The organism is Chryseobacterium sp. GVT01B, from assembly GCF_019970045.1.
Taxonomy (GTDB): domain Bacteria; phylum Bacteroidota; class Bacteroidia; order Flavobacteriales; family Weeksellaceae; genus Chryseobacterium.
This window is the reverse complement of record NZ_JAHXYI010000001.1, coordinates 551,600-563,935: the sequence shown is the minus strand read 5'-3', so window position 1 is coordinate 563,935 and position 12,336 is coordinate 551,600. Positions and strand designations below refer to the sequence as shown.

Annotated in this window: 6 protein-coding genes; 1 reads left to right on the top strand and 5 read right to left on the bottom strand. The window is 34.9% G+C overall.

Annotation, left to right across the window (positions count from 1 at the left end):
* Positions 1 to 18: 18 nt before the first annotated feature.
* The 4 genes from bshC to LC457_RS02535 form a co-directional block, all read right to left on the bottom strand.
* Positions 19 to 1,605, bottom strand: a complete 1,587-nt coding sequence (bshC, locus tag LC457_RS02550) for a bacillithiol biosynthesis cysteine-adding enzyme BshC (RefSeq protein ID WP_223598487.1) — start codon at positions 1,603 to 1,605, stop codon at positions 19 to 21.
* Positions 1,606 to 1,617: 12 nt separating this feature from the next.
* Complete coding sequence (locus LC457_RS02545; RefSeq protein WP_223598486.1) at positions 1,618 to 3,555, bottom strand: putative porin; 1,938 nt, start codon at positions 3,553 to 3,555, stop codon at positions 1,618 to 1,620.
* A 92-nt stretch (positions 3,556 to 3,647) separates the two neighbouring features.
* The gene (locus tag LC457_RS02540) at positions 3,648 to 5,288 is read right to left on the bottom strand and encodes a RagB/SusD family nutrient uptake outer membrane protein (RefSeq protein WP_223598485.1); all 1,641 of its coding nucleotides are present in this window, start codon (positions 5,286 to 5,288) and stop codon (positions 3,648 to 3,650) included.
* A 12-nt stretch (positions 5,289 to 5,300) separates the two neighbouring features.
* Positions 5,301 to 8,165 (bottom strand): SusC/RagA family TonB-linked outer membrane protein, encoded by a 2,865-nt coding sequence (locus tag LC457_RS02535; RefSeq protein ID WP_223598484.1) that lies wholly within the window; start codon positions 8,163 to 8,165, stop codon positions 5,301 to 5,303.
* A 402-nt stretch (positions 8,166 to 8,567) separates the two neighbouring features.
* Between LC457_RS02535 and LC457_RS02530 the strand changes: the two genes are divergently transcribed.
* Positions 8,568 to 9,248 carry a hypothetical protein gene (locus LC457_RS02530; protein WP_223598483.1) on the top strand — a complete coding sequence of 227 codons (681 nt, stop codon included), beginning with the start codon at positions 8,568 to 8,570 and terminating at the stop codon, positions 9,246 to 9,248.
* A 69-nt stretch (positions 9,249 to 9,317) separates the two neighbouring features.
* Here the strand turns inward: LC457_RS02530 and infB are convergent, their stop codons facing one another.
* Positions 9,318 to 12,299 (bottom strand): translation initiation factor IF-2, encoded by a 2,982-nt coding sequence (gene infB / locus LC457_RS02525; RefSeq protein ID WP_223598482.1) that lies wholly within the window; start codon positions 12,297 to 12,299, stop codon positions 9,318 to 9,320.
* Positions 12,300 to 12,336 lie beyond the last annotated feature (37 nt).

The window sequence follows — 12,336 nt, the reverse complement described above, 5'->3', positions numbered from 1 at the left end:
AAAAATACTTCTTTAAAATTAAATGGCAACAATTATTAATTTTGAATCTTGAACCACCATTTCTTCCAAACAATTTTCAAGCCACGAATAGCCATAATCTGAAAAGAATACACTAAAGTTATACACTCTTTCCTGCCATGTTTTTGCGGGATGAACATCTAAAAACAGATTTTCAAGTCTTTCCAGCAATTCATTCTGTTTTATTTTTTCAGCATGAAGCAGACGTTTTTTCATTCTTTTGAATGATTTTAATTGTCGTACTTCTTCTGCCTTTACCATATTTCCGAAAGATTTTTCGGTTGTTTCTGCTGAAGCTCTCAATGCAGAAAAATTGCTAACCAACAATTCCTCTTTCTCATCAAGTAATTGTAAAATCGGATTGTCTTTTAAAATTTTATGATTGGTAAGTACGGTAAAATTCTGGAAAAAATCTTCTATTTTAAGATCCAGTTTCTCAATTTTCCCTAATGTTTTCTCTTTCAGGAAAAGCATAGAGTTTCTTGGGATAAGTATAGGAAAAGGAATATTAATTTTTGAGAAATAGTCTTTAAGTTCCAGCCAGTACATGATTTCGGCATTTCCTCCGATATAAGCCAGATTCGGCAGTACATTTTCCTGATACACTGGCCGCATTAAAGCATTAGGACTAAATTTTTCCGGATGATTTTCCAATTCAGACAGTATTTCTTCTTCTGTAAACTGAATCGTTTTATCTACGATGATGTATTTCTGTCCGTTAAATTCTATTCTGTCTCTGGTTTCAGAAAGATAGAATAGGTTAATCTCGCGAGGATTTACCTGAACCTTCCCATATCTCTCTGTCAGAAAATCTACTTTACTCTTAGATGTTTTCTGTAAACCAAAGTGAAGAAGTTCATCTTTAAAGATCTCCTTTATCTGATTTTTAAGTTCTTTAGAATCTCCATCCAGAATCAAAAGCCCAAATTCTGAAAAAAGACGATTGACAAGAATCTTAATAGCTTCCGTTAAAGTGTTTCCAGCTTTATAAGCTTCTTTCATCATTAAAATCAGCTCGGTTCCAAAAATAGAGTCTTTGAATTCTTTTTCAAATTCAGAGATAAAATAGGTATCACTGATTTGAATTCTTCCAACCGGACCGCCTGATTTCTCATTGGTCTCGTAATAATTATTCTCGGTTTTAAAATGATTGATCTCTGCGAAATCATGATCTTCTGAAGCCATCCAATATACCGGAACGAAATTAAAATCCGGGAAATTTTCTTTCAGATAGGTACATGTCTTTATCGTCTGGAGAATTTTATAGACAAAGAAAACAGGTCCCGAAAACAGGTTCAATTGATGTCCTGTTGTAATGGTAAATGTATTAGGTTGTCTAAGATTTTCAAGATTTTCTCTCTGTTTTGAAGAAAGGGACAAGCTTGAAAGCTGGTCTGCGAATACCTCAGATAAAATTTCTCTCTTCCCTGATGAAAAAGAGTCTTTTTTCAGATGAATCTGTTGTTTAAAATGATCTAAAGAAAATGTATTATTTTCAAAACCCTCAATTTTCTGAGTCAAAAAATCTTTTACCAATTGAGGAATACTTTCTATATCGTTGAATGATATTTTATTTATTGTTTTCAACCTGTACAGTTTTTAGTTGAACAAATACCACACGATCCCGATATTCAATCTGAAATCATATACCGGATAATGTGGAAATGCATATGCTTTGTTATTGGAAATAACAGTTCCTATCTGCTGACCTTCTATGAAAAAAAACATCTTTTTCACTTTCATATTGATATAGATATCGGCAATAGGCTGTCCTCCAATTGAAAATGAATCTGCTCTTGGGAGGATATATTCGTTAAGAACAGGGAAATAATCTCTTGATGCAAACTTAGAGAAGTAATACACTTTAATACCTGCCTGGATTTCCGCAGCTTTTTTGAATGCCTGTGTCTGGTAGAAGAAATTAGCTCTACCAATAAAACCTGGCATGGTAAGCAATTCTTTATTCGTTAAAGTATTTTGGAAATGTACCCTTGTATTCAGATGGAATTTGTTGAAGCTGAATGTAGCATCACCTCCGATCTGAGAGATATTCACAGAATTATCACTTTGCTTCGGATTTCCGTTGTTATCAAAATAAGTAAAGTTATCTATTCTGAAATAGTTGGCAAAAATCTCTGTTTTAAACCATTTCAAGTTGATCCTTCCTCCCACTTCCATTACAGACTGGTTCTTTGCATTTTCAAGATAATAATTGAAATTGTTGTAAACCGAAGTATTCAACAAGTAATTAAACGAAGGATAGGCACTTTGGAAATTTACTTTGGCATTAACAAAATAATCTTTAATAGGCTCAAACTTCAGATTATTGGTTGTTTTAAGGTAGCTTTTAAACTGGCTCCCGTTTGAAAATTCAAGGAATGAATTCAGCTGGATTTTATCCCAAAGTTTTACCTGTAAATTTCCTACCGCTCCGATTCTGTTTTCTTTAAGTTCACCAGGAAAAGGAACACCATTTAGGGCAACAACATCTCTTATTCCCAATTTGATCATCTGATAACGTACACCAGCATCAAGTTTGAATTTCTCATTATTAAAAATCAAGCTTACCGTATTGCTGAAGTTTTCAGAATATTTTTTTGTAGTTAATGGGAAGCCATCAACCAATTCAGTGGGAGCATCATACCAATAAGACTCTAAAGCTGACTGGTTATAATAATATTTATTCCCTTGATGAGAAATAATATGTCTTATGCTGAAAGGAAATTTTCCGGAATTAAATGGAGTGAACTGGTGGCTCAGATAGTATCTTCTGTAAGAAAACTGTGAACTGCTGGATGCCAGATTCACCTGAGCATTTTGCCTGTTGCTATAATTACTGTCACCATTCATAAAAAGGTTATCTTCTGTAATACCTCCACTTTCCTGATTGTTTACATTCTGGTGAAGATAGTGAGCAAAGATTTCATAGTTACCACTTTTTGAAATATAGTGCCCTGAAAATAAAGTATTATTATTAGCTGCTAATGAGTTTCTGTAAAGTCCCTGAGAACGAAGTCCCATATACTCAAGAGCAAAATTGAATCTTTTTCCAATATTCTGGGTATAAGTAGATGTTAAAGCCGCCCCGTTTCGCATTGCATTATGATAGACAAATGTAGCAGTAGGTGTTTTTACATCATAGTATTTCACGTCATTGGCCCCAATGATCATATACGATTTATTGGATGGCAGCAAAGATAGGTTCTGCTCATCATTTACCTCAAATACAAGAGGATTGAATCCTGATCCTATATTGGCAGTCTGTACTCTCCCAAAATTATCTTTATTATTTTGTTGTGAAAAGATATAGGTTTTATCAAAAGTCATTACGGTATCAAAAACTTTTTTTTCAGAAAACTGAGTCTGATACAGATAATCATTAATAGTAGGCTTGAAAATTTTTAGGGAATCTTTTTTCCCGGAATCTATTACAAGAGTGTCTTCTTTTTTAGATTGAGGCTTTGTATCAGCTTTATTAACGACCTGAGCCTTGGCTACAAAACTTAAAGAGAAGAGTATGAAAAGGATGTACTTCATTATTCATTATTGTACAGCAAAAATAAGAAATAAAAGGACATAAAAAACCCCTGCTTTGAGCAGGGGTTCTATATCAAATGATTATTGTATGATTAATAACCAGGGTTTTGCTGACAATTTGGATTTGCAGAAGTTTCCTGTACAGGTATAGGTAATGTATACTTGTAACTATCATTTGGCAGGTTAAGAGATGGCAACGTGATAAAATCATCTTTTATATTTCTGTCCATCGATACCCCTGCAACAACTGCAAGTCTTTTTAAGTCGATATATCTGTGACCTTCTAGAGCAAGTTCAATTCTACGCTCTTTCAAGATATCCGCATAAGCAGATTGAGCATTTCCATATACAGGAGTTGTTGCAGTACCTAAATAGTTTCTAGCAACTCTCACCTGCTGAATAAGAGCCTGAGCATTTGCTAAATTACCTGCAGCTACTTCTGCTTCTGCTAAAATGAAGTACATTTCAGACAATCTGAAGACTTTCAGGTCATTTCTTGTAGCTGTACTTGTTTTACCAGGATACTTATCAATAACTAATCTATCATTTCTAGAATCAACGTTTTGGTAATTTGCCGAAATGATTGATGTTGGGTCAATATAATTGTATCGTCTAATATCTCCTTTATCAGGTTGTCCAGCAGGAGTATAAATTAAATTAAACAAGTTTCTACCCAAGAACCACATTGGAACTCCAGATACTGTAGATTGGTTTGTATTCCATCTTGATCCAATTGTCGCACCAGCACCTAAAGGAAGTCTGTTAAGAGAGAAAATAATTTCACCTCTTGAAGAATCATTCCATAAGTTTCTGTATGGATTGAAAGAAGAAGCAGTACCATAAAATTCACTTCTCCAAGTACTACCATTAGTTAGGTCAATTGCTGGAGATGTACTAGTTACAATAGGATTTGCTACAGTTAATTTAGAACCTGTCGCTGCATCCAAAATAGGAGAATTATTAATTACATCCTGAGCGTATTGTTTAGCCAGTGTAGTATTTCCTCTATATAAATTAAAACGAGCAGAAAGAGCGTTAACGAATCCTTTACCTACAGTATATCTTGCTGCTGCAACATTAGAATATGTTAAAATATTTCTAGCATAATCTAAATCTGCATTAATAAGGTCATAAACATCCTGATTCTTAGCTCTTGGTAACTTGGCATCAGTTGCTGGTACATCTTTAATAAGAATAACACCTAATCCATTAGGGTCCTTCATATTAGGAGCAAAATAAGTTTCCAATTGAATATAGCAAAATGCTCTTATCGCTCTTGCCTGTGCAAGAATACTGTTATATTGAGCAACTTCACCAGAACTAGGAGTGATATTTTTAGCTCCTTCCAATAATCTGTTAACTCTGTTAATTACTTTGTAATTGTTAAGCCAGATTCCATCACTTGAACCAGTACTTACAGAACCTCCTCCAACAATTTGAGTAGATGGATCTAGGAAAAATCTGTGTAGTTCATACTCCTGACCTCCACTTCCACTTCCAGGCTTAACTTCATCTGTGAAAACGGCAGTAAAATATATTTCATCTATTGGATCCAACAGGGCATAAACAGATCCATTTAAAGCTTCGTTTAAATTTGATACATTAGTAAATACTTCTTCAGGCTTCAATTCTCCAGCCTGTTTAATATCTAGTGCATCTTGGCAACTATTTAAAGCAAATCCTGTTGCTGATAAAGTTGCTAAAATTAAAACTGTATTTATAATTCTTTTCATAATTCTTTTTTATTAAAAATCAACATTTAACCCAACTGATACTGTTTTAGGGTTAGGATATACATTTAACGAGTACGTAGTAACCGGCTCAGGGTCAAATCCTTTCCAGCTGCTCCATGTATATAGGTTTTCAGCCTGAACAAATACTTTAATTCCTTTAACAGGTAATTTTCCTAACTGATCTTTAGTAAATGAATATCCTAAAGAAACATTTTTAAGTCTTATGAAATCTGATTTATATAAGAATCTATCTGAAGAACCATCTGTACCAGCATTATCAGCAAATAAATTAGGTACGTCAGATCCAGTATTTTCCGGAGTCCAAGCATTCAATAAATTAGCAGATACATTAATATTAGCAGCCGCATAATCAGGATTCATTACCCAAGAGTATAAATTGTCATAAATATATCCTCCTTGTTGGTATGAGAATAATGTATCAAGGAACCATCCTTTATATTGGAAGTTAAATCCAAAACCTCCTGTAAATTTAGCATATGGAGATTTCCCTGTCAATCTTCTATCTGAAGGTTGTGGGTTTTCTGTAATATTTCCATTGATATCAAGGAATTGCATATTTCCATTTGCAGCATTTACTCCTACGTATGGATATAGTTGATACTGACTAGCAGGACCTCCGATAGCATTAACAACATCTCCTGACAAATCTTCGTTACTCATTGAAACGATTTTGTTAGAGTTGTAAGCACCGTTAACAAAGATTGATAGCTTAGTGTTTTCTGTTCTTATTGCATTAAACCTGATTAAACCTTCAACTCCCTTGTTATCAAGGATTCCGTCATTTCCTCTAATACCGTAAGTACCTGTAACAGCTGATCTTTGTAAAGTGTTGAACATTCTTGTAGTTCTCTTTTGATAGTAGTCAAAGCTACCTTCTACAAGACCTTTATAGTTAAAATCAACACCAATATTTGTTTGTTTTACCTGCTCCCACTTCAAATATGGATTCGATAAATTCACAAAGTTATATCCTAACAAGTTTTGGTATCCTGAAATTCCTGAATATAAATCAAGGAAGTTATTTGGAAGTAATGCTAATGGGTTTTGGTTATTAGATGCAACTCCTAAATTCTGGTTACCTGTAGTACCGATAGATGCTCTTAATTTAAGCAATCTGAATCCAGAGTTAGCCATGAAATCTTCTTTATCAATATTCCATCTTACGGCCGCTGACCAGAAAGTCTCCCATCTGTTAGTAGGTAAGAAACGGTATGATCCATCTCTTCTGATAACTCCACTTACTCCATATTTATCTTTATAGTCATAGTCTACTGTTCCAAAATAAGCTAAGGTTCCAGCTGTTACTTTTGAAGCACCTACAGTAGGTCTGTAGATATTCGGTGTATCAGGGTTAAAAGGAATGTATCCTGTTCCAGCACCAAACTGCCATTGTAATGGATTTAATCCATTTTGAGTTTGAGTATTTGTATTTACATGAGCTTTGATATAATCCATGTAAGCAGCAACTGAAATAGTATGATCACCAAATGTTTTGTTGAAAGTAATATTTGTAATACTGTTAAATGTCAGATCTTGAGTTGTAGTAAAACTTTCTGATCCACCATATTTAGCACCTGCTCCTGCAGCTACAGCTGTAGATAAATAACCTTGAGCTCCTCTTGCAAAAACTCTTTCGTATTCTTTATACTCTATACCCGTTCTGTTACCTACACTTAGATAATCAGTAATTTTATAATTTACATTCGCGTTAGCAGAAATACTTAATTCAGTAAATCTGTTTCTTACTCCTCCATTAATGTTATCCTGAAGAATCCAAGCTCTATTTCCTGCACTATTTTGTCCAATCGCATTAAATAGCTCTACTCCATTAGAATATGGATTAGGTGCTACATAAGAAGGTGAAAGCACACTTCCAAATAATGCATTTTGGATTACATTGGAACTAATTCCTGTATTTTCTTCATCATCTAACTGGTTTCTTTTAGAGTATCCTAAACCTAGAATTGTACCAAAAGTTAATCTACCATCTTTAGACTTACCACTTAAGTTATTTCTTAAGGTAAATCTCTTGAAATCAGTAGATTTTACAGTACCTTCACTATCTAAATACCCTAAAGACAAGAAGTTGTTTATATTTTCACCTCCCCCTGTAATAGCTAGGTTATGCTGCTGGGAAATACCTACCTGAGTAAATTGTTTTCTCCAGTCAGTATCTATTGACCAGTTATCAATATCCTCCTGAGATAAGCCCTGATCTGCAGCGTACCCACCTCCATAAATTTTTTGTATTTGTAACTGTTGTTTAGCGCTTGACATATTATAGTCAGGCTTAGGTATCATTGAGAAAGAGGTCAATGCATCATAAGAAATCTTCAATCCAGAATTAAATTTCCCTCCTTTTGTTGTAATTACAACAACTCCATTTGCAGCTCTGTTACCATAAATTGCTGTAGCTTGTGCATCTTTCAGGATACTGAATGTCTCAATATCATAAGAGTTTAAGTTTCTAAACTGTGAACCTGAAGTAATAACACCATCTACTACATATAATGGATCTCTTGAACCATTCAAAGAGCTCATACCTCTAATCAAGATATTGAATTTACCAGAACCCGGAGAACCAGATCCTGAGTTAATAACAATACCTGGTGCTGTTCCTTGAATTGAATTCAGAACAGAAATGTTAGGTCTGTTTTCCAAGGTTTCAGCGCCTACTGTCACTGAAGAAGTTGTAGATTTTGCTTTTGTAGCGGTCTTACTATATCCTAAGACAACTACTTCCTCAATTTTTGTCTCCTTGTCTTTTTTGTCCTTGGAGTCTTTTTCCTGAGCAAATACAGCCTGTCCTGTAAAAAACAAAACACCAGCCGTTAATACACGTAATTTAACATTCATATTAACAAATTTTAATATATTTTAGGAGCAAATATGTTAATAAATATTAACACTAGCAAATTTTTCAGATTCACAAATCTTAGATATATTCATGATAAACCAGTTCAAACCCACCACACACATCATAATTCATAATATTAGCCATTAAAAATTATTATAATTTAAATCAAAAACTTAAATTACCTGCTTTTTAACACTTTCAAAACAATCCAAAAATAATTATTTATAATCAATCTAAATTGCAACGATGCTAATTTTCAAGCATCTAGGTATTTTTTTTAATTTTGTACTATCTTTAATTTTACTCTCCAACAATGTAAATATCTTCATTCATTAAACTTAAAAAATAAACCCGGGTTTCTTTTAAAAGTAATATATTTATATCCTAAAATAAAATTAAACATGAAAAAAATTGTTTTAACAACATTAGCCATAGCAAGCTTTAGTTTTAGCTTTGCACAAAATACACTTTCAGTAAATGGTGCTACAGGAGCACAATCTGTATTTGATGGCATCAACTCAACTACAGGTAAAACATTTAAATACGATGAGATTGCAGGAGATTCCCCATATATTGGGAAAGAGTTTTCCAATGCAAAGATTGCTATTAATTATGAACAAGTTCCTATACGTTATAACAGCTACACTGATGAAATTGAATTTAAGAAAGACGGAAATATTCAGGTTCTTCCAAAAACAACTGATTTGTCAAGAATTGAAGTTCTCTCTCCTAAACAAGTGATAGTTTTACTCGACACTTCAGATGATTTAAATGGATATTTCTTTGAATTGGTGAACGGAAAAAACACTTTATACAAAAAGATCAAAACCAAATTTACAGATGTAGTGCCTGCCGCAAATTCTTACGCAAGTGAAAAACCTGCTAACTTTAGAACATTACCCACAGTGTACTACATTAAAACACAAAATGGCTTTATCAAGAAGCCTAAAAACCAAAAGGATATTATTAATCAATTTCCAGATCAAAAAGACAGCTTAACCAGTTTCTTTAAATCCAATAAAATAAAATTTGATAAAGACGAAGACTTGATAAAACTTGTTACTTTTTTGAATCAGAATTAAAATATTTAGATCTATTATACTAAAAAAGCAGGCATCTGAGATGCCTGCTTTATATTTTATCTGAAATTATTATTTCAGTTTCTTCTTAACCGCTACTTCTTCGTAAACTTCAAGAATATCTCCGATTTCGATATCATTATAACCTTTCAGGTTCAGACCACATTCGTAGCCTTTCGTAACTTCTTTAACATCATCTTTGAAACGCTTCAAGCTTTCAAGTTCACCATCAAATTTAACAATACCATCTCTTAATAGGCGTACTTTTGATTGTCTTGTAACCTTTCCGGTAAGAACCATACATCCGGCAATTGAACCAACTTTAGAAATCTTGAATACCTCACGGATTTCAACATTACCAATTACCTGCTCCTGAATTTCTGGAGAAAGCATTCCTTCCATTGCTTCTTTTACCTCATCTATAGCTTTATAGATTACAGAGTATGTTCTGATTTCAATTTCCTCACGGTCTGCAAGTTCTTTTGCATTAGCGCCTGCTCTCACATTGAATCCAATGATAATTGCATCTGATGCAGCTGCTAAGTTGATATCGGATTCAGTAATCTGTCCTACACCTGAGTGAAGGATCTTCACGCTGATTTCCTCTGTTGACAATCTTTGTAACTGATCAGAAAGCGCTTCCACAGAACCATCCACGTCACCTTTAAGAATAATATTCAATTCTTTGAATTCTCCTAAAGCAATACGTCTACCTAATTCTTCAAGCGTTGTATGTTTTTTCGTTCTGATAGAAAGTTCTCTCTGAAGCTGTTCTCTCTTGTTAGCAATAGCCTTACCTTCACTTTCGTCAGCATATACACGGAATTTATCACCAGCTGTTGGTGCTCCATCTAAACCTAAGATTGTTGCAGGAATTGAAGGACCTGCTTCTGCAAGGTTTTTCCCTCTTTCATCTAGTAAAGCTTTTACTTTACCATGGTTTTTACCAGCTACTACATAGTCTCCAACTCTTAATGTTCCGGTTTGTACTAACATTGTAGCAACATAACCTCTACCTTTATCTAAAGATGCTTCAATAACAACACCGTTTGCAGAACGATCAGGATTCGCTTTTAATTCAAGCATTTCAGCTTGTAATAAAACTTTCTCCAATAATACGTCTACATTATTACCAAACTTCGCTGAAATTTCCTGCGCCTGAACATTTCCTCCCCATTCTTCAACTAAAACCGGTGGATTTAAGCCTGAAAGCTGTTGACGAATGTTATCAGGGTTTGCATTTGGTTTATCAACTTTATTGATCGCAATAATCATTGGTACCTGTGCAGCCTGTGCGTGAGCAATTGCTTCTTTCGTTTGTGGCATTACATCATCATCGGCAGCAATTACAATAATCGCAATATCCGTGATCTGTGCACCTCTCGCTCTCATTGCCGTAAAGGCTTCGTGACCAGGAGTATCTAAGAATGTAATTCTCTGGCCGTTTTCCAGTTTCACATTATAAGCACCAATATGCTGTGTAATACCTCCGGATTCACCTGCAATTACGTTAGTTTTTCTAACATAATCCAATAATGAAGTTTTACCGTGGTCAACGTGTCCCATTACAGTAACTACCGGTGCTCTTGACACTAAGCTTTCTTCACTGTCGATTTCATCTTCGCTATCACCTTCTTCAAGATCAGCATCTGAGAATTCAATTTTATAACCAAACTCATCTGCTACCAATAATAAGGTATCAGCTTCAAGTCTTTGGTTCATGGTAACCATTACACCTAGTGAGAAACAAGCAGAGATTACTTCAGTTGGAGAAACATTCATCAAACTCGCCAATTCACCTACAGTGATGAATTCTGTTACTTTAAGAGTTCTGTCTTGTGCCTCAAGCTCCTGCTGACGCTCATCCTGCTCTCTACGGAAAGTTCTTTTGTCTTTTCTGTGTTTTGCAGATTTAGATTTACCTCCTTTATTAGTAAGTTTTTCTAAAGTTTCTTTGATCTGGTTTTTAACTTGCTCGTCAGTCAGTTCAACTGGCATAACTCTTTGTCCAGGTCTGTTGTTCTGGCCGCCTTTTTTGAAGCCGCCACCACCTTGTCCCTGACGGTTTCCACCACCTTGGTTATTTCCAAAACGGTTTCCGCCTTGACCCTGGCCACCTTGACCTTGAGGACGATTTCCTTGTCCTCCCTGACCTTGACGGTTTCCACCTTGTCCACCATTATTATGTGGACGGTTTCCTTGGCCTTGACCTTGTCCACCTTGGTTATTATTATTTGCTGAGTTTTGATTGTTCCCCTGACCTTGTTGGTTATTCTGGCCACCAGGTTTTTCAATTCTCTTTCTTTTCTTTTTTGCTCCAGAACCTGGTTTTGGTGCAAATTGAGTCAAGTCGATCTTTTCTCCAACGATCTTAGGACCATCAAGTTTCTGATACACTGTCTCAATTTTCTGAGGCTCCTGAGATTCGGGCTCAGCCTCTACTTTTGGAGTTTCCACTTTTTTCTCCTCTACAACAGCAGGTTTTGGAGTTTCTTTTACTGGTTCCACAGGTTTCACTTCTTCTTTTTTCTCCTCCATTTTTGGCTTGTCTTTTTTCACAGGTCTGTTTCTAGATTCTATTTGAGACAAATCAATTTTATCCAAAACTTTAAATTCCTGCTTTTCAGGAGCTGCTTTAACTTCCGGCTGTTCTTCTTTCACGATTTCTTCTTTCTTTTCTTCAACCGGTGTTGCAACAGGAGCCACGGGAGCTGCAGGAGCTTCCTCAACTTCAGGCTTCTTAGGTTCCAGATCAATTTTACCTAAAATTCTAGTTTCTGGTTTATTTGCTTTAGCTCTTATCACTTCAGGGGTTTTCTTTTCTTCAATTTCCAGTTTTTCTTCCGGAACTTTAGTGATCACCACCTCATGGGAAGCCTTTCTTTGTTCGCCGTCTTTAGCAAACTCAGCCTCCAATGCAGAATATGCCGATTCTTCCAATTGAGCGTTAGGATTGCCTTCAACCTCGAAACCCCTTGACTGTAAAAATTCTACTAATCTGGACATCGAAATGTTGAATTCCTTAACCGCTTTATTTAATCTAATTTTTGGCATCTATATTATTTACTGTTTTTTAATTTTTAAAATTAAA

What these genes read in the sequence shown, in the direction of transcription:
- LC457_RS02545 (WP_223598486.1), bottom strand. Translation starts at nt 3,555, where the DNA reads ATGAAGTACATCCTTTTCATACTCTTCTCTTTAAGTTTTGTAGCCAAG.
- infB (WP_223598482.1), bottom strand. Translation starts at nt 12,299, where the DNA reads ATGCCAAAAATTAGATTAAATAAAGCGGTTAAGGAATTCAACATTTCG.
- LC457_RS02530 (WP_223598483.1), top strand. Translation starts at nt 8,568, where the DNA reads ATGAAAAAAATTGTTTTAACAACATTAGCCATAGCAAGCTTTAGTTTT.
- LC457_RS02535 (WP_223598484.1), bottom strand. Translation starts at nt 8,165, where the DNA reads ATGAATGTTAAATTACGTGTATTAACGGCTGGTGTTTTGTTTTTTACA.
- LC457_RS02540 (WP_223598485.1), bottom strand. Translation starts at nt 5,288, where the DNA reads ATGAAAAGAATTATAAATACAGTTTTAATTTTAGCAACTTTATCAGCA.